Origin of the sequence: Ensifer sp. NPDC090286 (assembly GCF_044769565.1) — a bacterium.
Classification (GTDB): Bacteria; Pseudomonadota; Alphaproteobacteria; order Rhizobiales; family Rhizobiaceae; genus Ensifer.
On record NZ_JBIVYF010000003.1, the window covers coordinates 722,050 to 747,157 of the forward strand.

Genomic DNA, 25,108 nt, shown 5'->3' on the forward strand with positions numbered 1-25,108 from the left:
ACCGGCAAGGAGAGAAAAGATGACATCGACAGTGACCCGCCGGGCCCTCTGGGGCGCCGGCCTGAGTATCCTTTTGTCTGTCGGCGGCGGCGCTGCCGTCATGTTCGGCCTGCCGCAGCATTTCGAGGCCGATGCCGCGACCGATGCGTCGGCCGCCGCGCCGCCGGCCGTGCCGGTCTCGGTGGCGCGGGCGCAGTCCAAGCGCATCACCACCTGGGAGGAATTCTCCGGGCGCCTCGAAGCGATCGAGCGCGTGGAGGTTCGCCCGCGCGTCGGCGGCGCCATCCTCAAGGCGCACTTCCGCGAAGGCGCGCTGGTCAAGCAGGGTGACCTGCTGGTGACGATCGATCCCGAGCCCTATGCCGCGGCCGTCGAGCGGGCGAAGGCGCAGGTCGAAGCCGCCGAAGCGCGTGTGTCGCTCGCCAAGATCGAACTTGAGCGCGGCCGCAAGCTGGTGACCACCAGCGCCGTGCCGCAGAGCAGCGTCGACCAGCGCGCCAGCGCCTACGACGAAGCCCAGGCCGAGGTGCGCTCGGCCAAAGCGGCGCTGCGAACGGCCGAACTCGACCTGCAATATACCGAGGTCCGTGCGCCGATCTCCGGCCGCGTCGGCCGGCTCGACGTCACCGCCGGCAACCTCGTTGCTGCCGGCTCGGCTTCGCCGGTACTGACGACGCTCGTTTCCGTCGATCCGATCTATGCGAGCTTCAACGCCAGCGAAGAGGTGGTTACCACCGCTCTCGCCCGGCTCGCGGCGTCAGCCGGCGGCAACGCGATCGAGCGGCTGCCGGTCCAGGTCGGCACCGCCGCCGACGACGGCACGCCGATCTTGGGCCATATCCAGCTCATCAACAATGAGGTGGATGCGGCAACCGGCACGATCCGGGTGCGCGCGGCGCTTGAAAACGCCGACGGCCGGTTGATCCCCGGACAGTTCGTCCGCATCCGCATCGGCGAGCCGGACCCTGAGGAAAAGCTTGTGATCAGCGACCGCGCCATCGGCTCCGACCAGGACAAGAAGTTCGTCTTCGTCGTCGGCACCGACAACAAGGTCGAGTATCGCCAGGTGAAGCTGGGGCCGAATTCCGACGGCCTGCGCATCGTCGAAAGCGGCCTGAAGTCCGGCGAGAACATCGTCGTCAACGGCCTGCAGCGGGTTCGCCCCGGCGTCGTCGTGGCACCGCAGCAGGTCGAGGAAACGACCGCTTCGATCGCCAAGTAATCCCGGCGCCTCTTCGCCCGGTGTGAAGAGGCGCCTGCCTAAGCATCACTCTGCAGACATGGCTGCGCGGCGAGCTTTTTCGCCGCGCCCGCCGGAGGTCTGCCCGAACGCATCCCAAGGGGGATACCATGAACTTCTCACGCTTCTTCGTCGACCGCCCGGTCTTCGCGGGCGTCTTGTCGGTCCTGATCTTCGTGGGCGGCCTGATCGGCATGACCGGTCTGCCGATCTCCGAATATCCCGAAGTCGTCCCGCCGCAGATCGTCGTGCGCGCGCAGTATCCGGGTGCAAACCCCGCGGTCATCGCCGAGACGGTGGCGACACCGCTTGAAGAGCAGATCAACGGCGTCGAAGACATGCTCTACATGCAGAGCCAGGCGACCGCCGACGGCCTGATGACGCTGACCGTCACCTTCGCGCTCGGCACCGACCCGGACCAGGCGCAACAGCTCGTTCAGAACCGCGTCTCGCAGGCCGAGCCGCGGTTGCCTGAGGAAGTACGCCGCCTCGGCGTCACCACGGTCAAGAGCTCGCCCGACCTGACCATGGTCGTGCACCTGCTTTCGCCCAACGGCCAGTACGACATCAACTACCTGCGCAACTACGGTGTGCTCAACGTCAAGGATCGGCTGGCCCGCATCGAAGGTGTCGGCCAGGTGCAGATCTTCGGCGGCGGCGACTATTCGATGCGCATCTGGATCGACCCGCAGAAGGCGGCCGAGCGCGGCCTGGCCGCCGGCGATATCGCCAATGCGGTGCGCGGCCAGAACGTTCAGGCGGCAGCCGGCGTCATCGGCGCCTCGCCGTCCGTCCCCGGTCTCGACCTGCAGCTTTCCGTCAACGCGCAAGGGCGCCTGCAGACGCCTGAGGATTTCGAAAACATCGTCGTCAAGTCCGGTGCCCAGGGCGAAGTCACCCGCCTCGGTGACGTCGCCCGCGTCGAAATGGGCGCCTCCGACTATTCGCTGCGCTCGTTGCTCGACAACAAGCCGGCTGTCGGCATGGCCGTCTTCCAGGCGCCTGGCTCGAACGCGATCCAGATCTCCGACGACGTCCGCGAGGCGATGGCCGAGATGAAGCTCACCATGCCTGCAGGCGTCGACTATGGCATCGTCTACGACACCACGCAGTTCGTGCGCGCCTCGATCGAATCGGTCGTCGACACGTTGCTCGAAGCGATCGCGCTCGTCGTGCTCGTCGTCATCATCTTCCTGCAGACCTGGCGCGCCTCGATCATCCCGCTCGTCGCCGTTCCGGTCTCGATCGTCGGCACCTTCGCCGTCATGTACGTCTTCGGCTTCTCGATCAACGCGCTCAGCCTCTTCGGCCTGGTGCTCGCGATCGGCATTGTCGTCGACGACGCGATCGTCGTGGTGGAAAACGTCGAACGCAACATCGAGCAGGGCCTATCGCCGGTCCAGGCGACCTATCGCGCCATGCAGGAAGTCTCGGGTCCGATCATCGCGATCGCGCTGGTGCTCGTCGCCGTGTTCGTGCCGCTTGCCTTCATCACCGGCCTCACCGGCCAGTTCTATCGCCAGTTCGCGCTGACGATCGCCATCTCGACCGTCATTTCGGCGCTCAACTCGCTGACGCTTTCCCCGGCACTGGCCGCTCTTCTTCTGAAGGACCACCACGCGCCGAAGGACTGGCTGACGCGGGTGATGGACAGGCTGTTCGGCTGGTTCTTCCGTGGCTTCAACCGCTTCTTCGGTGCAAGCTCGGAAGCCTATGGCCGCGGCGTCGGGCGGATCCTGACCCGCAAGTCGCTGATCATGGTCGTCTATGTCGTGCTGCTCGGCGTCACCTTCACGCTGTTTCGCGCGGTCCCCGGCGGCTTCGTGCCGGCGCAGGACAAGCAGTACCTGATCGGCTTTGCCCAGCTTCCGGACGCAGCCACCCTCGACCGTTCGGAAGACGTGATCAAGCGCATGAGCGAGATCGCGCTCAAGCATCCGGGCGTCGAAAACGCCATCGCCTTCCCGGGCCTGTCGATCAACGGCTTCACCAACTCGTCGAACTCCGGCATCGTCTTCGTCGCACTCAAGCCTTTCGAGGAGCGCGAGACACCCGAGCTCTCCGGCGGTGCGATCGCCATGCAGCTCAACCAGGAATTCGGCGTCATCCAGGATGCCTTCATCGCCATGTTCCCGCCGCCGCCCGTCCAGGGTCTCGGCACGACAGGCGGCTTCAAGCTGCAGCTCGAGGACAAGAACGGCCTCGGCTACCAGGCGCTCGACGAGGCGGCCAAGGCCTTCCTCGCCAAGGCCTACCAGGCGCCTGAGCTGGCCGGGCTCTATTCGAGCTACCAGATCAACGTGCCGCAGCTCTATGCCGACCTTGACCGTGTGAAGGCGCGCCAGCTCGGCGTGGCCGTCACCGACGTCTTCGAGACGCTGCAGATCTACCTCGGTTCGCTCTACGTCAACGACTTCAACGCCTTCGGCCGCACCTACAGCGTGCGCATCCAGGCGGATGCCAACTACCGCAGCCATGCCGACGACATCGGCAAGCTGAAGGTCCGTTCGCAGTCCGGCGAGATGATCCCGCTGTCGGCGCTTCTGAAGGTCGAGCAGACCGTGGGTGCCGAACGGGCGATCCGGTACAACGGCTTCCTGTCGGCCGACATCAACGGCGGCCCGGCACCGGGCTTCTCGTCCGGCCAGGCGCAGGCTGCCATCGAGCGCATCGCCGCTGAAACCCTGCCGCCGGGCATTGGCTACGAGTGGACGGACCTGACCTACCAGCAGATCCTTGCCGGCAACTCCGGCATCCTGGTCTTCCCGCTGGCACTGCTGCTCGTCTATCTCGTGCTTGCTGCCCAGTATGAAAGCCTGACGCTGCCGATCGCGATCATCCTGATCGTGCCGATGGGCATCATGGCGGCGCTGGTGGGCGTCTGGCTGACCGGAGGCGACAATAACGTCTTCACCCAGATCGGTCTGATCGTCCTGGTCGGGCTATCGGCGAAGAACGCCATCCTGATCGTCGAGTTCGCTCGCGAACTGGAACTGTCGGGCAGCACGCCGGTCAAGGCGGCGATCGAGGCAAGCCGGCTGCGGCTGCGGCCGATCCTGATGACCTCGATGGCCTTCATCATGGGCGTTGTTCCCCTGGTGATATCCACCGGCGCCGGCGCGGAAATGCGCTCGGCCATGGGTGTCGCGGTCTTTGCAGGCATGATCGGCGTCACCGCCTTCGGCATCTTCATGACGCCGGTGTTCTACGTGCTGATCCGCAAGCTCGCCGGCGAGCGACCGTTGAAGCACACGGGAGCCCAAATCGAAGCGCCGCATCTGGCGCCCGGAGAATAAGCCTTCTCCTTCCCTTCGCGATCTTCAGGCGGGCCGGATCACTCCGGCCCGCCGAAGCTGCGGCGCTGCGCCTCCGCCCAGGCGCAGCGCCGTTTTGCGTCCGGCGTCACAGCTCCCCGTCCCGCGCCACAGTCGCCCATCTCGCGCAACAGGTCGCCATCTTGCGTGACAGTTTGCTGGCGATCGGATAAACCAGCACCTCCATTCCCAAGGCCTCTCATGGCCATGCAGACGGCATAACGCTAAATGACCTCCACCGATCCGATCGCCAATCTCGCCACCCTCATCCGTTGCCCCTCGGTTACCCCGGCCGAAGGCGGCGCGCTTTCCGCGCTCGAAGCCATGCTGAAGCCGCTCGGCTTCGCGGTCGACCGCGTGATGGCCAAGGAGGCCGGCACGCCCGATATCGAAAACCTCTACGCGCGGCTCGGAACCGAAGGCCCGCATCTGATGTTTGCCGGGCACACGGATGTCGTTCCCGTCGGCGACGAGGCGGCCTGGAGCCACGGACCGTTTTCGGCCGACATCGCCGGCGGCGAGATGTATGGCCGCGGCGCGGTCGACATGAAGGGCGGCATCGCCTGCTTCGTCGCGGCAATCGCTCGCCATGTCGAAAAGCATGGCACCCCGAAAGGCTCGGTCTCCTTCCTCATCACCGGCGACGAAGAGGGTCCGGCGATCAACGGCACCACCAAGCTCCTGCAATGGGCGGCCGACAAGGGCGAGCGCTGGGATGCGTGCCTCGTCGGCGAGCCGACCAACCCGGATCAGCTTGGCGACATGATCAAGATCGGCCGGCGCGGCTCGCTTTCCGGGCGCATCACCGTTCACGGCGTGCAGGGCCACGCGGCCTATCCGCACCTTGCCGACAGCCCCGTGCGCGGCATCCTGCAGCTGACGCAGGCGCTGATGGACCCGCCCTTCGACAACGGCACCGAGAGCTTCCAGCCCTCCAATCTGGAAGTGACGACGATCGATGTCGGCAACGGCGCCGTCAACGTCATCCCGGCCAAGGCGACAGCTGCCTTCAACATCCGCTTCAACGACACCTGGACCGCGGAAAGCCTGATGGCGGAGATCATCGCCCGGCTCGACCGTGCTGCGGCAAACGGTAGCCTGCGCCCAGACCGTGCGCCCGTTCGCTACGAAATCGTCTGGGCCGAGCGCCCCAGCCACGTGTTTTTGACGCGCAACAATGCGCTGATCTCGTCGCTCTCCGGGGCGGTCGAGGCCGTCACCGGGCGTCAGCCGAAGCTGTCGACGACCGGCGGCACCTCGGATGCGCGCTTCATCAAGGACTATTGCCCGGTGGTCGAATTCGGTCTCGTCGGCCAGACCATGCACATGGTCGACGAACGGGTCGCCGTCGCCGACCTCGAGACGCTGACCAATATCTATGAAACCTTCATCTTCCGCTGGTTCGGCCATGCCGCTGCTTGATGAGGTGCTTGCCTATATCCGGGGGCTCTGGCTCCTGGCGCAGGGTAACGAAGAAGGCTTCCGCTGGCTCGATTTCAGCGAGAGCGGTCTCTGGCGCTCGTTCACGTCCATGCTCTGGTGCCTGCCGGCGATCGCCGTCACCTGGGCGTCCTGGCGGCTCTACTACCTCTCGGTCATGCCTGACGGCACCACGATCGGTATCGGCTTCATCTTCAAGCTGCTCGTCGTCGATCTCGTCAGCTGGCTCCTGCCGCTGGTGCTGATCGCCATTCTCTCGCGACCGCTCGGCTTTGCCGGAGCGGTGGTACCGATCGTCGTCACCACCAACTGGCTCTCGGTGCCACTCTCCTACGCCATGGCGTTGCCGGCGGCGATCCGCGTCGTCATTCCCGGGAGCCAGGGGCTGACGAGCTTCATCTGGCTGGCGCTGCTCGTCATCAGCGTTGCGGTGCTCTTCCGGCTCTTGCGGATGGTGACCGGCAACCAGACGCTGCTTGCCTCGGCGCTGACCGCGCTCTTCCTGCTGCCGTCGATGATGATCGGCGATCTCCTGCAGCGCTTCTTCGGCCTGATCCCGACAAGCTAAGACTTCGGGATCAGTAGTCTACCTGAAGGAAATAAAGCCCATCGGGCGGGGCGACGGGGCCGCAGGCCTTGCGGTTGCGGGCTTCAAGCGCTGCCTGCAGATCGTCAGGCGTCCACTTGCCCTCGCCCACCAGCTTCAACGAGCCGGCGAAGGAGCGGATCTGGTTGTGCAGGAAGCTCTGCGCCGTCGCGCGGATCTCGATGACGCCGGCGACAAGCGCGACGTCCAGCCGATCGAGCGTGCGCACCGGGCTCGCCGCCTGGCAATGGGCTGAGCGGAAGGTGGTAAAGTCGTGATGGCCGACGAGGCGCTGGGCGCCCGCGTGCATGGCTTCATGGTCGAGCGGCTTCGGCACCCACCAGGCGCGCCGGGCTTCCAGCGCCAGCGGCGCGGGCCGTGAGATGATGCGGTAGAGATAATGCCGGCGCAGCGCCGAGAAGCGCGCGTCGAATTCCTCGGACACTTCCTCGGCCTCGAGGATCGCCACCCGCTCGCCCGCAAGCCCCAGATGGGCATTCAGCGCGTTGCGCAGCGTATAGGGCTTCCAGGGACGCGTGAGGTCCGCATGCATGACCTGACCGCTGGCGTGCACGCCGGAATCGGTACGGCCAGCACCGCGGATCGATACCGTCTCGCCGGTGAGGGACAGGATCGCCTTTTCGATCGCCCCTTGTACGGACTCTCCGTTGTCCTGCCGCTGCCAGCCGACATAATCCGAACCGTCATACTCTACGGTCAGCTTGAACCGCGGCATCAGCCGACCCTCGTGCCGGGCGCAACCGGCGTTCCGCGCAGGAAGTCGGCAACGGGGAGCGCCTTGCCGCCGGCGCGCTGCAGGCGGGTGAGCCGAACGGCGCCCTCGGCGCAGGCAATCGTCAGATTATCGTCGAGCACCGTGCCGGCCTCGCCCGCGCCGGAAGCGGGTTCCGAGTTCAGAACCTTGATGCGTTCCGGCTTGCCGGCGATCTCAAGCTCGAACCAGGCGCCCGGGAACGGCGACAGGCCGCGGATATGGTCGTGCACCGCGCGGGCGGGACGGGCGAAATCGATGCGGGTCTCGGTCTTGCTGATCTTCTGGGCGTAGACGACGCCCTCTTCGGCCTGCACCGTCAGCGGCAGGTCGCCAGCCTCGAGCTTCGCCATCGCTTCCCGCATCAGGCTGGCGCCGACCTGCATCAGTCGGTCGTGTAGCTCGCCACCGGTCATCGTCTCGTCGATCTGGACCGTCTTGGTAAGCGCGACCGGGCCGGTGTCGAGCCCCTTTTCCATCTTCATCACCATCATGCCGGTCTCGTGGTCACCGGCCATGATCGCGCGCTGGATGGGCGCTGCCCCGCGCCAGCGCGGCAGCAGCGAGGCGTGGCCGTTGTAGCAGCCGAGCTTGGTGCCGGTGAGAATGGCCTCGGGCAGCAGCAGGCCATAGGCGACGACGACGGCGACGTCGGCGTCGAAATCACGGAAGGTCTGGCGGTCCGCCTCGTCCTTGAAGTTGACCGGCGTCAGCACCGGAATGCCGAGCAGCTCGGCCGCCTGGTGCACCGGCGACTTCTGCAGGTCGAGTCCGCGGCGGCCGCCCGGCCGCGGCGGCTGGGTGTAGGCGGCGACGATCTGATGGCCGGCCTCAGCCAGTGCCGCGAGTGTCGGCACCGAAAATTCCGGCGTGCCCATGAAGATGATGCGAAGCGACAAGGCGGTAACTCCGTCCTTTCAGATCACTTCATGCGGGGAAACGGCGAAATGATCTCATTCTCTAAAACAGGACAATTCCAGGAAAGCCGTTTCACGCGCTTCCTGGAATGTTCAATGGGTTCCCGCCTTCAAGCTTTCGCGCGATCGTCCGCGATCGAAGGCTCAGATCGCCTTGGCGCCGCGCGTCTTGGCGGCCTTGGTGAACTTGCGGATCACCATGTCGCGCTTGAGCTTGGAGATATGGTCGATGAACAGCACGCCGTTTAGGTGGTCGATCTCATGCTGCAGGCAGGTGGCGAGCAGGCCATCGGCCTCGATCGTCTGTTCCTTGCCGTCACGGTCGAGATGCTTGACGGTGATGACAGCGGGGCGCTCGACCTCGGCGTAATAATCCGGGATCGACAGGCAGCCTTCCTCGTAGACCGAATAGGTGTCGGACGAAGCGACGATCTCGGGGTTGATGAAGACAAGCGGCGTCTTCTCGTCGCCTTCTTTCGAAACGTCGAGCACCAGCATGCGCCTGGCGACACCGATCTGGATCGCGGCAAGGCCGATGCCGGGGGCATCATACATGGTTTCGAGCATGTCGTCGGCCAGACGGCGGACGTCCGCGTCGACGGTTTCGATCGGCGTGGAAACCTGGCGAAGCACAGGATCGGGAAGGATGATGAGCGGCTTGATGGTCATGATGCTCCCATAGCCGATCTTTCCATCGACGCGCAAGGAAATTGCCTTGCCACCTGCGGCACCCGTTCGCCCCCGGCCGGGCATTAACCTCGACGCGCATCTGTTCTTGTTTTGATCTACACTTCGCGAGAGAATCTGTTAGGTTTGGCGCATGGAACCTGCGCCCCTTCCCTTCGCCCAGCCGCTGTTTTTCATCGGCACTCTGCCGATCACCCTGGGCCATCTCGTGATTGCCGCCGGCCTGGTGGTCGTCGTTGCAATTTTGATGGCGCTTTCGCGGCGACGGGACAACCGCGACGAGGAGCGGCAGGAGCAGATGGCAATGCTGCTCGCCGCCCAGACGGAGATGCAAGGGCGGGTCGCGGCGATGGCCGAGGTGTTCGGCGCCCGGCAGGCGGAACTCAACCAGACGCTCAGCCAGCGCATCGACGGCATGACCCACCGTATCGGTACCTCGATCAGCGAGCAGACCAAGGCGACGCACGAAAACCTGCGCCGGCTGCAGGAGCGCCTCGCTGTCATCGACACGGCCCAGAACAACATCCAGTCGCTCGCCAAGGATATGGCCGGGCTTCAGGCGATCCTCTCGAACAAGCAGACGCGCGGCGCCTTCGGCCAGTCGCGTATGGAAGCGATCATCGCCGACGGGCTGCCGATGGGCGCCTTCGAATTCCAGGCGACGCTGTCGAACGGGGTGCGGCCCGACTGCACCATCCGCATGCCGAACGGCCAGCCGCCGCTCGTCATCGACGCCAAGTTTCCGCTCGAAGCCTGGAACGCAATGCGTGACGCGCCGACCCCGGAACGCCGTCAGCAGATCGCCCAACTCTTTCGCCGCGACATGGAAACGCATGTGCGCGATATCGCCGGCAAATATCTGATCCCGGGAGAGACGCAGGACACCGCCTTCCTCTTCGTCCCCTCGGAATCGATCTTTGCGGAGATCCACGAGCATTTCGAAGCGATAGTGCAAAAGGCGCACCGCCAGCGGATCGTCATCGTCTCACCCTCCCTGCTCCTTTTGTCGATCCAGGTGATCCAGGCGATCCTCAAGGATGCGCGCATGCGCGAGCAGGCGCACCTGATCCAGGGCGAAGTCGCGCGGCTGATGGAGGATCTCGGCCGTCTCGACGAACGTGTGCGCAAGCTGCAGGGCCATTTCGCCATGAGCCAGAAGGATGTCGAGGACATCCTCGTCTCCTCCAGCAAGCTCACCCGCCGCGGCGCCAAGATCGAGGCCCTCGAATTGCAAGCGGAAGGCGGCACACGGGACGCTGGCGAACCACGTGCCCCGGTCGACAATCGCGTCGGGCAATTGCGCCTGCGGGTGGTTGACGAGGACTGAGGCTGTCGGGCACTCTCCGGCCCAATTCGCAAAGCCGACAGGATACCTACACATGATTACTGTTTTTGGGTCCATCAACATGGATCTGATCGCCACCACCGCACGCCTTCCGAAGCCCGGCGAAACCGTCGCCGGCACCGGCTTCTCGACCGCCGCTGGCGGCAAGGGCGCAAACCAGGCGCTGGCCGCACGGCGCGCCGGCGCCACGGTGCAGATGGCAGGCGCGGTAGGCAAGGACAGCTTTGCCGACGGCGCGCTCGAACTGCTGAAGGGTGCCGGCGCCGACCTGTCGTTGACCAAGACGGTCAGCGAGCCGACCGGCACCGCGCATATCCTCGTCGGCGGTGACGGCGAAAATGTCATCGTCGTCGTCGCCAGCGCCAATGCGACGGTCAATGAGGCCGATGCTGAAAAGGCAGTCGATGGCATGAAGCCCGGCGACACACTGATGTTGCAGCTCGAAATTCCGGCCGCTTCGGTCGAAAAGGCGCTCACCGCCGCCAAACAGAAGGGTGTGCGCTCGGTCATCAACATTGCGCCGCTGACGCCCGAGGCAGCCCGCCTTGGCCGCATGGCCGATATCGTCATCGCCAACGAAACCGAATTCGAACTGCTCGCCGGCAAGAGCGGGATCGGGAGCACTGAGCGCGAAGAGGCGATGAAGGCGCTGCACGCGGAGACCGGTCAGACGGTCATCGTCACGCTTGGTGCCGAAGGCGTTGTCGCCGTTCATGCAGGCGAGATCCAGCGCGCCAAGGGCCTGAAGATCGAACCGGTCGATACCGTCGGCGCCGGCGACACCTTCTGTGGCTATCTCGCAGCCAGCCTCGATGCCGGCATCACCTTCCCCGACGCCCTGCGCCGCGCAGCGGTCGCGGGTTCTCTCGCCTGCCTGAAGAGCGGCGCCCAGCCTTCGATCCCGCTCGCCGCGGACGTGGCATCGCGCCTCTAGAGCCGCACCTGAAAGCGCACGCTCGAGACGGGCGATTTTCGCCCGTCTTCATTACTGCCGGCCCCATGCCCGCATCGTTTTCCCCCTCCCGACGACCTTGCGCAATCCGGACAGCCGATGTCGCGGACATAAAACTTTGCGCGCAATTTTATGCAAGCGACGCGTAAAATAACGTCCGTGTTGGCCCTATCTTAAGATTCTCCAGTCTATTCAGGACCCTGAGAAAACCGGCCGAAGCGCCTGGTCGCCTCCAACATGCCGGTCGGCATCTGACGCTCCATGATGGAGTTCACCCCCATTGCGAAATGCGTCCACCGCAGGCGAAACCTGCGGACCTCCCAGCACGTGAGGATTTCATGTTCAAGTTCCAAGCCAAATCGCTGGCGACCAAACTGATCGCGGTGACAGGCGGCACGATCGCACTTGTCCTGCTTGCCTCGAATTTCGTTCTCATCTCCCAGACCCAGGACCGCGTCGAAACGCTGGTCCTCGAGCAGGCAAGCGGCGAAGCCCGCGCGATTGCCTCCGACATTGCCGGCGACATCGGCGAGCTTGCAAGTGCGGCCCGCTCGATGGCGGGCATCCTCGGCCGCGCACATGCCGAAAAGTCGCTGGAGCGCACCGGGGTGATCAACATCCTCAGGGCAAACCTCGAGCAGAACCCGTTTGCCTTCGGCAGCTGGTTCGCGGAGGAGCCCAAGGCCTTCGACGGCCGCCAGGAAGACGTCGTCAACAACAAGGAACTGGGCGGTAACGACAAGGGCATCTTCACGCCCTACTGGTCGAAGAGCCGCACCAACGAAATCCAGTACTCCACTTTCGGCGCTGACTACGCGGCCGAGTGGTACAAACTCGCTGCAACAAGCGGCAAGGGTGCAATCACTCAGCCCTACACCGCACAGGACACCGACGTTCCGACCGCGATGAGCTCGATCGCCTATCCGGTCATGTCCGGCGGCAAGCTTCTCGGCGTCACCGGCGTCGACATTTCGCTCGCTTCGCTCGGCGATGGCCTCTCGAAGCTGAAGCCCTTCGACACCGGCCGCGTCTACCTGCTGTCGCAGACCGGCAAATGGCTGGTCGCGCCGATCCCGGACCTTCTGCTCAAGGAGTATGACGGCGAAGGCAACGAGGTCGTCAAGAACGCGCTCGCCTCCGGCAAGCCGGGCATCATCTCCAACCTCTCCTATGATGGCAACGAGCCCTTCGACCGTCTCGTCTATCCGTTCACCCTCTCGGGCGTGAGCACCAGCTGGATCGTGCTCGTCGACGTGCCGCGCACCGCGATCAACGCTCCGGTCAAGGATCAGACCTACATGATGATCGTCGGCGGCCTCGTCGTGCTCGGCGCCGTGCTGCTTGGTCTCTATCTCGCCGTTCGTGGTTTCGTGCAGAAGCCGCTGGCAAGCCTCGTCAAGGACGTGAACGACCTCAGCCACGGCGACTACACCAAGGCGATCGCCGGCCAGGATCGTTCCGACGAAACCGGCGAAGTCGCCAAGGCGCTCGAAGGCTTCCGCCATCAGCTTGCCGATACCAAACGCCTCGAAGGCGAAGCCCGCCATGAGCGCGAACAGGCTGAGCGCGAACGCGGCCGCTCGGAAACCGAGCGCGCCGAATCGAGCGCTCTACAGCGCGACATCGTCGCACGCCTCGGCAAGGGTCTCTCGCATCTGTCGTCCGGCGATCTCGCCTTCCGCATCACCGACGATTTCCCGGGCGAATACGCGCAGCTCAAGCGCGACTTCAACGCGACGATGGAAAGCCTCGAAGAGACGATCCGCACCGTCAACCATTCGGTCGTCAACATCAGCAACGGCACCAGCGAAATCAGCAGCGCCGCCAACGACCTGTCGCACCGCACCGAACAGCAGGCCGCAAGCCTGGAAGAAACCGCAGCAGCCCTCGACGAGCTGACCTCGCAGGTCAACGCCAGCGCAGAGAACGCCAAGGTTGCGGCGAAATCGGTGGACGTGGCCAGCAGCGACGCCGGACAGTCGGGCGAAGTGGTGCAGAAGGCGATCGCCGCGATGAAGGGCATCGAACAGTCCTCGCACGAGGTCAGCCGCATCATCGGCGTCATCGACGAAATCGCCTTCCAGACCAACCTTCTGGCACTGAATGCCGGTGTCGAAGCGGCGCGTGCCGGTGACGCCGGCAAGGGTTTTGCCGTCGTCGCCCAGGAAGTACGCGAACTCGCCCAGCGCTCCGCCAACGCCGCCAAGGAGATCAAGACCCTGATCAACACCTCAGCCGGCCAGGTGCGCGAAGGCGTCGATCTCGTCGGCAAGGCCGGCGGCGCACTCGAGAAGATCGCCGAGCAGGTGGTGCAGATCAACGGCCTCATCCGCCAGATCTCGAGCTCCGCTTCCGAGCAGGCCGTCGGCCTGAAGGAGATCAACTCGGCCGTCAACCAGATGGACCAGGTCACCCAGCAGAACGCCGCCATGGTCGAGGAAACGACCGCCGCCGGCATGGCGCTCAACGAGGAAGCGCGCACGCTCAACACGCTCGTTGCGCGCTTCCGGGTCGCGCAGGCGACAACAACGGCGCAGCCGTCCTCGGCAGCAATGCTGCGCGGCACGGCCGAGCGCATGCGCGCGGCTGAACGCCCGGCTCCGGTCGCGGCTCCCGCCCGCGAAGCGCGGCCCGCTCCGGCCGCAAGCCCGGCGCGAAGCAATTACTCGGCTTCGACACAGCGGGTGCTGACCCAGACCTCCGGCGCCAACGCGCTTGCCCAGGATAACTGGGAAGAGTTCTGATCAGCGGAACGAGAAAAGAAAACGGCGCCTCTCGGGGCGCCGTTTTCGTTTGGAGTACGATGATCGAACCGAGGCTCAGATGCGGGCCAGCCGCTCGGTCAGAAGATCGAAGAAACCCTGGTCGTCGACGAAGCGCATGACCTTGGCGTTGTGTGGCCGACCGGTGACCTGCCACCAGTCGACGACGGTCATGCCGGCCGTCAGCTCCGACTTGGTCTCGATCGCGACGTTGCAATCGCGGCCGGTGAAAAGCTCGGGCCGCAGCAGATAGGCAATGACCGTCGGGTCGTGCAGCGGGCCGCCATCGGTGCCGTATTTCTCGATATCGAAACGCTCGAAGAATTCGAGCATCTCGGCCATGGCGATCGCTGGGCGGCTGCCGATGTCGCGGATCTTCTGGACACGCGCCTTGTGGGTCAGCACCCGGTGCGTGACGTCGAGCGGCATCATCACGATCGGAATGCCCGAACGGAAGACGATGTCGGCTGCCTCGGGATCGACGTAGACGTTGAATTCGGCGGCAGGCGTGATGTTGCCGCCTTCGAAGAAGCCGCCCCCCATCATCACCAGTTCCTTGACCCGCGGAGCAATGTCAGGCGCCTTCTGCAGGGCCAACGCGATGTTGGTGAGCGGGCCGAGCGTGCAGAGCGTCACGGTGCCCTCTGGCTCCTTTCGCAACGTCTCGACGATGAAGTCGACCGCATTCTGTTCCTCGAGTTTCATCGTCGGTTCGGCAAGCTCCGGGCCGTCGAGCCCGGTCTTGCCGTGGACGTGCTCGGCGGTGACCAGCGGGCGGGCGATCGGCTTGTCGGCGCCGGAAAACACCCGAACCTTCGGCCGGTCGCAGAGTTCGCACAGGATGCGCGCGTTGCGGGCCGTCAGCGCCAGCGGCACGTTGCCGGCAACTGCGGTGATGCCGAGCAGGTCGATCTCTTCCGGGCTGCCGAAGGCGAGCATGATCGCGGCGGCATCGTCCTGCCCGGGGTCGGTGTCTATGATTATCTTTCTCGGCACGGGCACTTTCTCGTCCTCCCTGGATCACGGTGTTCGGCGCGATCGATACGTTGCATTCGGCCGGGCGGGAGTGAACGCCCAAGCGTTCCTTGGTCCCATTCCCGGATTCTGCGAGAGCGGACTATGATTTGCGTGCACGCCGGAGGCAAGCGGCTTGCACTCATTGCGCACAGCTACCATATTGCGGAAAGGATGCTGCAAGGCAGGTCCGAACAACGGTCGCTTGATCTCGCAAGGACTTGAAGAATGAGCCGAATTACCCCTTTTACGAGCCCGCTTCTGCTGGGTTTCGATACGATGGAAAAGACCCTTGAGCGCATCGCCAAGGGCAACGACGGATACCCGCCCTACAACATAGAACGCGTTCGCGGCGATGCCTCGACCGACGAACCGGAACGGTTGCGCATCACGCTCGCCGTGGCAGGTTTTTCCGAAGAGGATCTCGAAGTCACCACCGAAGAGAACCAGCTCGTCATCCGCGGCCGGCAGATCGACAACGGCGACCGCGACTACCTGCACCGCGGCATCGCGGCACGCCAGTTCCAGCGCACCTTCGTTCTTGCCGACGGCATGAAGGTTCTGGGCGCGGAACTGCGCAACGGCCTGCTCTCGGTCGACCTCGTTCGTCCCGAACCGGTTCGTATGGTAAAGAAAATTAACATTTCAGTCCCAGAGTAGGATAACCGGCGGGATTCTCCCCTCACCGGCGACCACGGAGTGTCACCATGGGACTGAAAGACATCAGCTCGTCGCTGTCGAAGAACGACCTCGCCCATCTCGGCGAAGGCGAAATCGGCTACATCCGGAAAATGCGCTCGGAAGAAGTCTCGCGCTGCTTCCCGGAAGCACCGGAGATGGGACCGGGTATTGATCTCTGGGCGCTGTTCGGCGCCGATGGCACGCCGATCCTTTTGACAGACAACCGTTCCAGCACCTTCTTCAAGGCGGCCGAGGACGATCTGAAGACCGTTACCCTGCACTGACAGTGCTGCCGTCCATGGCGGCAGCGCCATGATGTTTGATTGAAAGCCGTCGCTCGCGAGAGCGACGCAGGCCGGAGCGGAAGCCGCTTCGCACTTTTCCTGGAATTGATCTCCTAGTCCGCAATTCCGGACGGAAAACCGCTCCGCACTTTTCCTGGAATTGCTTTAGACCCGCCGAAACGTGAGATAGGCGGAGCTGCGCCCTTCCCTGCGTGCCTTGGCCTCGTAGCGCGTGCTCGGCCATCCCTCATAGGGCGTCAGCCAATCGGAAGCCTTCTCTGCCGTCCACTCGAAAGCCGCGTGATCGCGGCAGTGCAACAGCGTCCAGTTGACATAGGTATCGATATCCGAGGCGAAGCAGAACACGCCGCCGGGCTTCAGCACGCGGGCGAAGCGGTCGAGATTGACCTTGGAGACGAAACGGCGCTTCCAGTGTTTGCGCTTCGGCCACGGGTCCGGGTAGAGCAGGTCGATCTGGTCGATCGACGCGGCCGGCAGCCAGTCGAGGACCTGGGTGGCATCGTCGTCATAGAGCCTGACGTTGCTGACGCCGCGCTCCTCAATATGACCGACGAGCTTGGCCATCGAATTGACGAAGGGTTCGACGCCGATAAAGCCGGTCGATGGCGCTTCGGCCGCGCGGTGGATCAGGTGCTCGCCCCCGCCGAAACCGATTTCGAGGCGCATGCGGTCCACGCGCTCAGGATAGAGCGTCTTCAGGTCCGCCGGCGCCGGGTTCGAAAGGTCGAGCTTCAGGGTCGGCAACACGGTTTCCAGGTGCCCCGCCTGCCGCTCGCGCAACGGCTTGCCCTTGCGGCGGCCGAAGAAGGCCTCGGTTGCTCTGGCGCGGCGCGGTTCGGTCATGTCGTCTTTCCCTTGGTCATACCGATCCTGGATCAGGCCAACCCAAAATCAAAATGAACGAAGCGGGCGCTCCTTGCCGGAGCACCCGCCCTGATTTTCGCAAGCGCCTGATAGCAGGACGTTGCGCTATCTTCAATGCGCTGCGTGACGGCGCGCCGATCGCCTGTTTAGGCAGCAGCGCGGCCGTTGACAGCGCCGCCCTCTTCGATCGCAGCCTTCAGCGGCTTCACGAGGTCGAGCTTCTCCCAGGAGAAGGAACCGTCGCGGCCAGCCTTGCGGCCGAAGTGGCCATAGGCAGACGTCTTGGCATAGATCGGCTTGTTGAGGTCGAGATGACGGCGGATGCCGGTCGGCGACAGGTCCATCGTCTTGCGGATCGCATCTTCGACCTGGTCTTCCGAAACCTTGCCGGTGCCATGCAGGTCGACATAGATCGACAGCGGCTGGGCAACGCCGATGGCGTAGGACAGCTGGATCGTGCAGCGGTCGGACAGACCGGCGGCAACGACGTTCTTTGCCAGGTAACGGGCAGCATAGGCGGCCGAACGGTCGACCTTGGTCGTGTCCTTACCCGAGAAGGCGCCGCCGCCGTGCGGTGCGGCACCGCCATAGGTGTCAACGATGATCTTGCGGCCGGTGAGGCCGGCGTCGCCGTCCGGGCCGCCGATGACGAACTTGCCGGTCGGGTTGATGTACCAGGTGCAGTCGTCGGCGATCTTCAGATCGTCGAGGGCTTCGCGGATATAGGGCTCGACGACCGCGCGAACCTTGGCCGAATCCCAGGTGTCATCGAGGTGCTGCGTCGACAGAACGATCGAGGTGACTTCCGTCGGCTTGCCGTCGACGTAACGAACCGTGACCTGGCTCTTGGCGTCGGGGCCGAGCTTGGCGACTTCGCCCTCGCCCTTCTTGCGGGCAGCGGCGAGCAGGTTGAGGATGCGGTGCGAATAGTAGATCGGCGCCGGCATCAGCTCGGCGGTTTCGCGGCAGGCGTAGCCGAACATGATGCCCTGGTCGCCGGCACCCTCTTCGCCCTGCTTGTCGGCGGCGCTGTCGACGCCCTGCGCAATGTGGGCGGACTGGAAGTGCAGGAGCACGTCGATCTTCGCCGTCTTCCAGTGGAAGCCGTCCTGCTCATAGCCGATCTCGCGGATCGCCTTGCGGGCCGCGGACTTGAACTTCGAGGGGTTGATGACGTCGTTGCCGTCCTTGTCCTTCTTCAGAAGGCTCGGCGGCAGACGCACTTCGCCGGCAATCACGACGCGATTGGTGGTTGCCAGCGTCTCGCAGGCGATACGCACGCCCCAGGGATCGACACCGGTCTTGGCCGCTTCACGGTAGACCAGATCCACGATCTCGTCGGAGATACGGTCACACACCTTGTCCGGATGACCTTCGGCTACGGATTCACTCGTGAACAGGTAGTTTGCACGCATGCGGGAAGTCCCCTCAATGAAGAAAAAGCGCTGGCACGGTGTTAGTGGTTTTGCGACCGAAAAACAAGCACACAACGACATAAATATATCTTTATATCGCCATCGCGGCCAATCACTTTGGTGCGCCGGAGGGAAAGGCGCGCAAGAAAAAAGCGGCACAGAGGCCGCTTTGTTTTCAAGTCCCGACGGGGAACGTTGGAACTATTCGCTTTCTGCTTCCGCAGCGAGTGCCTTGACGAGATCGACGAGCCGGCGGCGAACCTTCGGGTCGGTGATCTTGACGAAAGCGCGGTTGAGCTGCAGCCCCTCGGAGGACGACAGGAAATCGACGACGTAGTTCGAGCTGGAAGCTTCTGCCATGCCCGACTGACCGGCATTGTTTTCGCCCGGGGCATCCTCGAAGAAGAAGGAAACCGGAACGTTCAGGATGCCGGAAATGTTCTGCAGCCGGCTGGCGCCAACGCGGTTCGTGCCCTTCTCGTACTTCTGGATCTGCTGGAAGGTGATCCCCAGACTTTCGCCGAGCTTCTCCTGGCTCATGCCAAGCATCGTACGGCGAAGACGAATCCGACTTCCGACATGAATGTCGATCGGGTTCGGCTTCTTCTTGTTTTCGATCATATCTGCGTTCCCAAACACGCTGTTTCGTTTATCCATCGCCCGGCATGAGACCTACGCTCACCGAAGCGACCGCCACGGTGATAAGGACAGAGCCAGCACAACAAGGACGATGGTGCGGACCACTATGCAATTTTAGGGGTTTTAGGTCAATTCTTCCTAATATTAAAACTAACACGCGAAAACACTGCAACCAGAAGGAGGAAGATCGCACCCAGCCAGAAAACGCGGCTTCGCATAGCGTCGTCCAACGGGGTAGGCATCCTTCCCGGCAGAAGTGTGTCGACCACTCCCCTATAATTGTAGGATAATCCTACCATTAAAACCCCACGTGCATCAACAATTGCTGATATACCGCTGTTTGCCGCTCGGACAAGGGGGGTGCCCGTTTCCACGGCCCTTAATTGTGCCTGATGGAAATGCTGGCGCGGGCCCGGCGTATCTCCGAACCAGGCATCGTTGGTGATATTGAGAAGCACATCGGCCCGGCGCGCGGCCCCATCGATCTCATCCGGGAAGATCGCCTCGTAGCAAACGAGCGGATAGAGCGTGCGGCCGTTGGGCAGCGTCAGCAGCGAGCGGTTCTTGGCCGCGGTGAAGCCACCGGGCATCGACGCGGCGACCGAACTCAGTCCCCAGGATGACAACAGGTCCTCGAAGGGAAGATATTCGCCGAAGGGCACCAGATGCACCTTGTCGGCAGCGCCGATGATCTGGCCCCGACCGTCGATCATATAGATCGAGTTGTAGTAGCGGGGTGGCAGCCCGCCGCCGGCATCCTCCACGCGTACGGCACCGGCAACCAGGATCTGGTCGTCGTCGAGCACCTCGGCGATGCGCGCCAGTGCGTCCGGATTGTCGGTGAGGATGAAGGGGATCGACGTCTCGGGCCAGACGACGATATCCGGCCGCTTGCCGTCTTTCTCCGGAGCGACCGCGGTCAGGGCCAGATGCTCCTCGAACACGGCGGCACGCTCGCCGTCATCGAGCTTCTTTGCCTGATCGATCACCGGCTGGACGAGGCGTACGGTCAGCGGCGGTTCAGGCGAGGCCGGCGCCGGCTGCGCCAGGCGGTAGAAGCCGAAGCCCACATGGGCGGCAAAAAGCACGACGGCAAGCGAAAGTCCGATCCGGCTCCCCCGGCCCGTCGCGATCAGGGCGGGCGCGGCGAAAACGAAGACGGCAAGCATGTTGATGGTCGAAAGATTGACGACGCTTGCCGACTGCATCATCAGCGGCATCGGCATGGCCGCATAGCCAATCGCATTCCAGGGAAAGCCGGTAAAAAGGAAGCTGCGCAGCCATTCGGCAAGGCCGAAGCCGAGCGCGAGTGCGGCGATGCGCCCGACGCCATCGGACCAGAACAGGCGCGCGATCAGCGTTGCCAGCGCATAGAAGAGCGCAAGAAAGGCCGGCAGACCGACGACGGCGAGCGGCAGCGCCCAGGCAAACTCATCGGCCTCGACGAGCAGGGCGTTGCCGAGCCACCAGAGCCCCCCGAGGAAGTAGCCGAAGCCGAACCACCAGCCGACAACCGCCGAGGGCCAGAGCCGCCGGATGAAGCCACCATCCGGATTTCCGGTCGCACCATCAAGCAACCAGACGAGGATCGGGAAAGCGACGAAAGCAAAGGCGAAGATGCCGAAGGGCGGCTGCGCCAGAACCGCGATGAGCCCCGCGAAGAAAGCGAGCAAAGCCCGGGGAAACCCGGAAAGTAACATCACCCTGCCAGCCAGTCTTACCATGCAGCCTCCAGTCGATCCCGCCGCCTGCCACGGCGGAGGAGCGCAACAACACCCGAATCAATCGGGGCCAGTCTTCCAAAAAACCGGCTGCTTGTCCCCTTTCGGGGCTGGATTAGGGGTCAAGGCAAGGTGCCACAGCCCTTGATCGGTGCTTACGACACGGGCGTGGGAGCCATCGAAGGTGGGCGATAAGAGGTATCCCCCGCGCGCAAAGACGCGCGGGAACCGGACGATTATTGTTCGTCCGCCGTTGCCTCTGGCGCGGCTGCACCGTTGGCGCGATTGATCGCGCCGGCCTCCGCAACCGTCTCGCCTTCCGGCCGCAGGACGCGGCGGCGGGCAGGCGGGCGCTTGCGCATGATGCGGACGCGCTTCACGCGGCGTGGATCGGCATCGAGGATCTGGAACTCGAAGCCCGGGATCGCCTGGACGACCTCGCCGCGCACGGGAATGCGGCCAAGCGAGGCGAAGATCAGGCCGCCGAGCGTGTCGACGTCTTCGAGCTGTTCGCGCACGTCGAAGTCGGGACCGATCGCCGCGGCGATCTCTTCCAGCTCGACACGGGCGTCGGCGATAAAGACATCGTCCGAGGTGCGCGCGAACATGACTTCGTCGTCGTCGTGCTCGTCCTCGATGTCGCCGACGACCATCTCGACGATGTCTTCGAGCGAGACGAGACCATCGGTTCCGCCATATTCGTCGATGACGAGCGCCATCTGGATACGGGCCGCCTGCATGCGCTGCATCAGGTCGGAGGCCAGCATCGAAGGTGGCACGAAGAGAAGCTGGCGGACGATGCCCGCCTCTTCCAGCGACTTGCCGAGATCGACGCGCGCAAGGTCGAAACTTGCCTTAGGCGAGCGCGGCGTCTTTTCGGACGTAGCTGTCGTCGAAGCCTGGGCCTTGCCGTTGCGACGGCGATTGCGGGCCTGTTTGGTGACGTAGGACAGCAGGTCGCGAATGTGGACCATGCCGCGAGGGTCATCGAGCCCTTCGCTATAGACCGGCATGCGCGAGCGGCCGGATTCCTCGAAGATCACCATCAGCTCGCCAATGGTGATGCTCTGATCGACTGCCTCAATGTCGGCGCGGGGGACCATCACGTCCTCGACCCGGACCTCGCGGAAGCGCAGGATGTTGTTGAGCATCGCCCGTTCGCCAGGCGAAAAGACCGTGTTGCTGTCGGCATCGGTCTGCAGCGCGTCAGCAAGATCCTCGCGCAGGCTCGATGGACTTGCGCCGCGCAAAAGGCGCGCGGCCCGGCTCCAGAAGGTGGAAGTGGATTTCGTGCCCTCGTGTCGAGTGGCGGTGCTACTACTGCCCGCCTCCGCCTCTCCGGAGGCATCTGCCTCCTCGGTCGCCAGCGCGACGGGCTGTGTTTTATAATCGCTCATCGGTCCAAACTGTTAATCCGGGGTACGATCCCCGTAGGGGTCAGATAAGCCAAGACGCGCCAAAATGCGAGTCTCCAGGCTTTCCATTCTTTCGGCTTCGTCATCTTCCATATGATCATAGCCGAAAAGATGCAGGAATCCATGCACGAGAAGATGCGTCAGGTGCTGATCGAAGGACTTGTCGAGCTCCACCGCCTCGCGCTCGAGCGTCTCGCGGGCAACGATGATGTCGCCGAGCATCGGCCCGGGCATCTTTCCGGGCGTCACGGGAAAGGCGGGGAAGGACAGAACGTTGGTCGGTTTGTCCTGGTTGCGCCACTCGGCGTTGATCGCCCGCATGGAGGCGTCGTCGGTGAAGACGAGCGAGAGCTCCGGCGCCATCTTCGGCAGCGGCTGCTTTTCTTCGCTTGCAAGAAAGGCTGCCGCCGCTTCGAGCACGGGCGACGAGAAAGCGAGCAACGCCTCTTCGTCCGGCCAGTTGCCCTCTTCCACGCTGATCTGGATATCCAATGCCGTCATGATCGCAGCGACCGCCTGTCAGCGGTCGCCCTGCTCGCTTTCGTCGTGCACGGCCGTGTGGGACTCGTAGGCCCTGACGATGCGCGCCACCATCGGATGGCGGACGACATCGGCATCCTTAAAGCGGACGACCGAGACGCCCTCGACGCCCTTCAAGATCTGCAGCGCCTCGACCAGGCCCGACTTGACGCCACGCGGCAAGTCCACCTGGCTCGGATCGCCGGTGACGATCATCCGGCCGTTTTCACCCAGGCGGGTCAGGAACATCTTCATCTGCATCGATGTCGTGTTCTGCGCCTCGTCGAGGATGACGGCGGCATTGCCAAGCGTACGACCGCGCATGAAGGCGAGCGGCGCGATTTCGATGACGCCGGCGGTAATGGCGCGTTCGACCTTGTCGCCCGGCATCATGTCATAGAGCGCGTCGTAGAGCGGCCGAAGGTAAGGGTCGACCTTCTCCTTCATGTCGCCCGGCAGGAAGCCCAGGCGCTCGCCCGCCTCGACGGCAGGACGCGACAGCACGATGCGGTCGACGGCGCCGCGCTCAAGCAGCTGTGCGGCGTGGGCAACGGCAAGATAGGTCTTGCCGGTACCGGCGGGGCCTACGCCGAAGACCAGCTCGGACCGCTCGAGCGCACGGATATAGGCATCCTGCGTCGGCGTGCGCGCGGCGATCGTCTTCTTGCGCGTCGAAATCTGCGCCATTGTCAATTTGGCTTTACGCTCCATGGTCGGCAATTGTAGCTGATCGTCGGCGGCAACCGCCATACGGATCGCGCCCTCGACATCAGACGTATCGATCGACGCGCCGCTCTGCAACCGCCCGTAGAGATAATCGAGAGCTCGGCGAGCCTGGTTGGTGGCGACGACGTCACCCGAGATCGCGACGGAATTGCCGCGCGGCCGGGCGTCGATGCGCAGGCGCTCTTCGAGAAGCTTCAAGTTTTGATCGAACTGGCCGAAGAGCTCGCTGGCGAACCGATTGTTCTCGAAGGTCAGCACGAAGTGATTGGCGTCTGTCGCAGTGGTTTTCGACTGGCGCGTGGATGAAGAGATCAATTCGTGTCCGTTCAAGCGGTTCAGGCTCCTTGTTTTCGGTCCTTACCCGATCATCTCCGCAAACAGGCTGTTCGGCCCGGCCTTGATGATTCGCACCTTGATAATGTCACCGATTTGCGATGCTTTTGCATCAACATTCACCGGCTGCAGCCACGGCGAACGCCCGACGAGCTGGCCGGGCATGCGCCCTTTCTTCTCCAGAAGCAGGTCGATTTCGCGGCCGACGCAGGACTCGGCAAAGGCACGCTGCTGGGAAAACAGCAAAGCCTGCAATTTTTCCAAGCGCTTGGCTTTCACGTCCTCGGGAACTTGGTCGCCGAGCTCGGCGCCCGGCGTGCCGGGACGGGTCGAATATTTGAACGAAAATGCCTGTGCATAACCCACGGCCTCGACGAGGCGCATGGTGTCTTCGAAGTCCTCATCGGTCTCCCCGGGGAAGCCGACGATGAAATCGCCCGACAGGGCGAGGTCCGGCTGGATGGCGCGGATGCGCGCGATCAGCGCCAGATATTCCGCCGCCGTATGCCTGCGGTTCATCGCCTTCAGGATGCGGTCGGAGCCCGACTGCACCGGCAGGTGAAGGTAGGGCATCAGCTTTTCCATCGAGCGATGCGCCTCGATCAGGCTGTCGTCCATGTCGCGCGGATGGCTGGTGGTGTAACGCAGCCGGGCAAGGCCCTCGATCTCGCCAAGGCGTAAAAGCAGGTCGCCAAGGCCCCATTCGCGGCCATCGGGCCCGACGCCATGCCAGGCGTTGACGTTCTGGCCGAGCAGGGTGATTTCGCGCACGCCGCCCTCGACCAGCTTTTCCGCCTCCGAGACGATCTGGGCAACGGGACGGGAAACCTCGGAACCGCGCGTATAGGGCACGACACAGAAGGTGCAGAACTTGTCGCAGCCTTCCTGAACCGTGAGGAAGGCGGTGACGCCGCGCAGGCGGGTCTTTGCCTTGTCGGGTGCCGGCAGGTGCTCGAACTTGTCTTCGACGGCATAGTCCGTCTGCACGACGCGCTCGCCGCTGCGGGCACGCTTCAACGCCTCGGGCAGCCGGTGATAGGTGGTCGGGCCGATCACGAGATCGACGGCAGGTGCGCGCCGCAAGATCTCGTTGCCTTCGGCCTGCGCGACGCAGCCGGCAACGCCGATCACCATCTCGCGGCCTTCCTTGGCCCTTTCCTTCTTCAGGTCGCGCAGGCGGCCGAGTTCGGAATAGACCTTTTCCGCCGCCTTCTCGCGGATGTGACAGGTGTTGAGCAGCACGAAGTCAGCGTCTTCCAGCACGTCGGTCGAGACATAGCCGTCGCGCGACAGGGCGTCCGTCATGCGGTCGGAATCGTAGACGTTCATCTGGCAGCCGTAGGTCTTGACGAAGACCTTGCGGGCCGGGGCGCGCTCGTCGCCCGTGGCGGGCGTCGTCGACAGAAGGGCAGTTTCCTGGGTCATGCCGGGTTCTTTAGTGCAAAGCGGTCGGAAGTTGAA

General features: G+C 63.9%; 21 protein-coding genes. 9 read left to right on the forward strand and 12 right to left on the reverse strand.

All coding sequences use genetic code 11. The features are described 5' to 3' along the window. The first annotated feature begins 19 nt into the window (after window positions 1-19). The 4 genes from ACIQUG_RS18675 (at window position 20) to ACIQUG_RS18690 (ending at window position 6,562) form a co-directional block, all read left to right on the forward strand. Window positions 20-1,222 carry an efflux RND transporter periplasmic adaptor subunit gene (locus ACIQUG_RS18675; RefSeq protein WP_192447997.1) on the forward strand — a complete coding sequence of 401 codons (1,203 nt, stop codon included), beginning with the start codon at window positions 20-22 and terminating at the stop codon, window positions 1,220-1,222. Between the two features lie 128 nt (window positions 1,223-1,350). Further along, entirely contained in the window at window positions 1,351-4,536 is a 3,186-nt protein-coding gene (locus ACIQUG_RS18680) for an efflux RND transporter permease subunit (protein WP_402323469.1), read from the forward strand. 246 nt (window positions 4,537-4,782) lie between these two features. Further along, the gene (dapE, locus tag ACIQUG_RS18685) at window positions 4,783-5,976 is read left to right on the forward strand and encodes a succinyl-diaminopimelate desuccinylase (RefSeq protein ID WP_402323470.1); all 1,194 of its coding nucleotides are present in this window, start codon (window positions 4,783-4,785) and stop codon (window positions 5,974-5,976) included. After that, a complete protein-coding gene (locus tag ACIQUG_RS18690; protein WP_402323471.1) occupies window positions 5,963-6,562 on the forward strand; it encodes a hypothetical protein in 600 nt (199 codons plus the stop codon). The genes dapE and ACIQUG_RS18690 overlap by 14 nt, the downstream gene beginning before the upstream one ends. A 10-nt stretch (window positions 6,563-6,572) precedes the next feature. On the opposite strand, the gene truA is transcribed toward ACIQUG_RS18690, so the two are convergent. The 3 genes from truA to def all read right to left on the reverse strand — a co-directional run bounded on the left by truA (window position 6,573) and on the right by def (window position 8,938). Further along, the gene (truA, locus tag ACIQUG_RS18695; protein ID WP_034797373.1) at window positions 6,573-7,316 is read right to left on the reverse strand and encodes a tRNA pseudouridine(38-40) synthase TruA; all 744 of its coding nucleotides are present in this window, start codon (window positions 7,314-7,316) and stop codon (window positions 6,573-6,575) included. After that, complete coding sequence (fmt, locus tag ACIQUG_RS18700; protein WP_402323472.1) at window positions 7,316-8,251, reverse strand: methionyl-tRNA formyltransferase; 936 nt, start codon at window positions 8,249-8,251, stop codon at window positions 7,316-7,318. The genes truA and fmt overlap by 1 nt, the downstream gene beginning before the upstream one ends. 162 nt (window positions 8,252-8,413) lie before the next feature. Continuing rightward, on the reverse strand, window positions 8,414-8,938 hold the full coding sequence (gene def / locus ACIQUG_RS18705; RefSeq protein ID WP_043616874.1) for a peptide deformylase: 525 nt from the start codon (window positions 8,936-8,938) through the stop codon (window positions 8,414-8,416). A 151-nt stretch (window positions 8,939-9,089) separates the two neighbouring features. On the opposite strand from def, the gene ACIQUG_RS18710 reads away from it, so the two are divergent. From ACIQUG_RS18710 to ACIQUG_RS18720, 3 genes are all read left to right on the forward strand, one after another. Further along, window positions 9,090-10,283: a DNA recombination protein RmuC gene (locus tag ACIQUG_RS18710; RefSeq protein ID WP_402323473.1), complete on the forward strand. Its 1,194-nt coding sequence runs from the start codon at window positions 9,090-9,092 to the stop codon at window positions 10,281-10,283. A gap of 52 nt (window positions 10,284-10,335) precedes the next feature. Then, a complete protein-coding gene (locus ACIQUG_RS18715) occupies window positions 10,336-11,235 on the forward strand; it encodes a ribokinase (protein WP_402323474.1) in 900 nt (299 codons plus the stop codon). A 356-nt stretch (window positions 11,236-11,591) separates the two neighbouring features. Beyond that, the gene (locus tag ACIQUG_RS18720; protein WP_402323475.1) at window positions 11,592-13,997 is read left to right on the forward strand and encodes a methyl-accepting chemotaxis protein; all 2,406 of its coding nucleotides are present in this window, start codon (window positions 11,592-11,594) and stop codon (window positions 13,995-13,997) included. Between the two features lie 75 nt (window positions 13,998-14,072). Here ACIQUG_RS18720 and ACIQUG_RS18725 read toward each other — a convergent pair whose 3' ends face one another. Next, window positions 14,073-15,017, reverse strand: a complete 945-nt coding sequence (locus ACIQUG_RS18725; protein ID WP_402323476.1) for a nucleoside hydrolase — start codon at window positions 15,015-15,017, stop codon at window positions 14,073-14,075. Window positions 15,018-15,257: 240 nt separating this feature from the next. On the opposite strand from ACIQUG_RS18725, the gene ACIQUG_RS18730 reads away from it, so the two are divergent. Together ACIQUG_RS18730 and ACIQUG_RS18735 are read left to right on the forward strand one after the other, a co-directional pair. Beyond that, window positions 15,258-15,689 (forward strand): Hsp20 family protein, encoded by a 432-nt coding sequence (locus tag ACIQUG_RS18730; protein WP_034797386.1) that lies wholly within the window; start codon window positions 15,258-15,260, stop codon window positions 15,687-15,689. A gap of 47 nt (window positions 15,690-15,736) precedes the next feature. Then, window positions 15,737-15,994, forward strand: coding sequence for a DUF1150 family protein (locus ACIQUG_RS18735; RefSeq protein ID WP_034797387.1), 258 nt, complete (start codon window positions 15,737-15,739; stop codon window positions 15,992-15,994). 165 nt (window positions 15,995-16,159) lie between these two features. On the opposite strand, the gene trmB is transcribed toward ACIQUG_RS18735, so the two are convergent. The 8 genes from trmB to miaB all read right to left on the reverse strand — a co-directional run bounded on the left by trmB (window position 16,160) and on the right by miaB (window position 25,072). After that, the gene (trmB, locus tag ACIQUG_RS18740; RefSeq protein WP_402323477.1) at window positions 16,160-16,858 is read right to left on the reverse strand and encodes a tRNA (guanosine(46)-N7)-methyltransferase TrmB; all 699 of its coding nucleotides are present in this window, start codon (window positions 16,856-16,858) and stop codon (window positions 16,160-16,162) included. 167 nt (window positions 16,859-17,025) lie between these two features. Next, complete coding sequence (metK, locus tag ACIQUG_RS18745) at window positions 17,026-18,294, reverse strand: methionine adenosyltransferase (protein WP_043615683.1); 1,269 nt, start codon at window positions 18,292-18,294, stop codon at window positions 17,026-17,028. A gap of 201 nt (window positions 18,295-18,495) precedes the next feature. Then, entirely contained in the window at window positions 18,496-18,915 is a 420-nt protein-coding gene (locus ACIQUG_RS18750) for a helix-turn-helix domain-containing protein (RefSeq protein ID WP_043615681.1), read from the reverse strand. A 146-nt stretch (window positions 18,916-19,061) separates the two neighbouring features. Next, the gene (gene lnt / locus ACIQUG_RS18755; RefSeq protein WP_402323478.1) at window positions 19,062-20,657 is read right to left on the reverse strand and encodes an apolipoprotein N-acyltransferase; all 1,596 of its coding nucleotides are present in this window, start codon (window positions 20,655-20,657) and stop codon (window positions 19,062-19,064) included. 233 nt (window positions 20,658-20,890) lie between these two features. Continuing rightward, window positions 20,891-22,051, reverse strand: coding sequence for a hemolysin family protein (locus ACIQUG_RS18760; protein WP_402323479.1), 1,161 nt, complete (start codon window positions 22,049-22,051; stop codon window positions 20,891-20,893). A 12-nt stretch (window positions 22,052-22,063) separates the two neighbouring features. Then, window positions 22,064-22,570, reverse strand: coding sequence for an rRNA maturation RNase YbeY (gene ybeY / locus ACIQUG_RS18765; protein WP_402323480.1), 507 nt, complete (start codon window positions 22,568-22,570; stop codon window positions 22,064-22,066). An 18-nt stretch (window positions 22,571-22,588) separates the two neighbouring features. After that, entirely contained in the window at window positions 22,589-23,644 is a 1,056-nt protein-coding gene (locus tag ACIQUG_RS18770; RefSeq protein WP_043615671.1) for a PhoH family protein, read from the reverse strand. Window positions 23,645-23,671: 27 nt separating this feature from the next. Then, complete coding sequence (gene miaB / locus ACIQUG_RS18775) at window positions 23,672-25,072, reverse strand: tRNA (N6-isopentenyl adenosine(37)-C2)-methylthiotransferase MiaB (RefSeq protein ID WP_402323481.1); 1,401 nt, start codon at window positions 25,070-25,072, stop codon at window positions 23,672-23,674. Window positions 25,073-25,108 lie beyond the last annotated feature (36 nt).

Coding starts and splice junctions, on each gene's coding strand:
- ACIQUG_RS18675 (WP_192447997.1), top strand. CDS start 20: ATGACATCGACAGTGACCCGCCGGGCCCTCTGGGGCGCCGGCCTGAGT.
- ACIQUG_RS18680 (WP_402323469.1), top strand. CDS start 1,351: ATGAACTTCTCACGCTTCTTCGTCGACCGCCCGGTCTTCGCGGGCGTC.
- dapE (WP_402323470.1), top strand. CDS start 4,783: ATGACCTCCACCGATCCGATCGCCAATCTCGCCACCCTCATCCGTTGC.
- ACIQUG_RS18690 (WP_402323471.1), top strand. CDS start 5,963: ATGCCGCTGCTTGATGAGGTGCTTGCCTATATCCGGGGGCTCTGGCTC.
- truA (WP_034797373.1), bottom strand. CDS start 7,316: ATGCCGCGGTTCAAGCTGACCGTAGAGTATGACGGTTCGGATTATGTC.
- def (WP_043616874.1), bottom strand. CDS start 8,938: ATGACCATCAAGCCGCTCATCATCCTTCCCGATCCTGTGCTTCGCCAG.
- ACIQUG_RS18710 (WP_402323473.1), top strand. CDS start 9,090: ATGGAACCTGCGCCCCTTCCCTTCGCCCAGCCGCTGTTTTTCATCGGC.
- ACIQUG_RS18715 (WP_402323474.1), top strand. CDS start 10,336: ATGATTACTGTTTTTGGGTCCATCAACATGGATCTGATCGCCACCACC.
- ACIQUG_RS18720 (WP_402323475.1), top strand. CDS start 11,592: ATGTTCAAGTTCCAAGCCAAATCGCTGGCGACCAAACTGATCGCGGTG.
- ACIQUG_RS18730 (WP_034797386.1), top strand. CDS start 15,258: ATGAGCCGAATTACCCCTTTTACGAGCCCGCTTCTGCTGGGTTTCGAT.
- ACIQUG_RS18735 (WP_034797387.1), top strand. CDS start 15,737: ATGGGACTGAAAGACATCAGCTCGTCGCTGTCGAAGAACGACCTCGCC.
- trmB (WP_402323477.1), bottom strand. CDS start 16,858: ATGACCGAACCGCGCCGCGCCAGAGCAACCGAGGCCTTCTTCGGCCGC.
- metK (WP_043615683.1), bottom strand. CDS start 18,294: ATGCGTGCAAACTACCTGTTCACGAGTGAATCCGTAGCCGAAGGTCAT.
- ACIQUG_RS18750 (WP_043615681.1), bottom strand. CDS start 18,915: ATGATCGAAAACAAGAAGAAGCCGAACCCGATCGACATTCATGTCGGA.
- lnt (WP_402323478.1), bottom strand. CDS start 20,657: ATGGTAAGACTGGCTGGCAGGGTGATGTTACTTTCCGGGTTTCCCCGG.
- ACIQUG_RS18760 (WP_402323479.1), bottom strand. CDS start 22,051: ATGAGCGATTATAAAACACAGCCCGTCGCGCTGGCGACCGAGGAGGCA.
- ybeY (WP_402323480.1), bottom strand. CDS start 22,570: ATGACGGCATTGGATATCCAGATCAGCGTGGAAGAGGGCAACTGGCCG.
- miaB (WP_402323481.1), bottom strand. CDS start 25,072: ATGACCCAGGAAACTGCCCTTCTGTCGACGACGCCCGCCACGGGCGAC.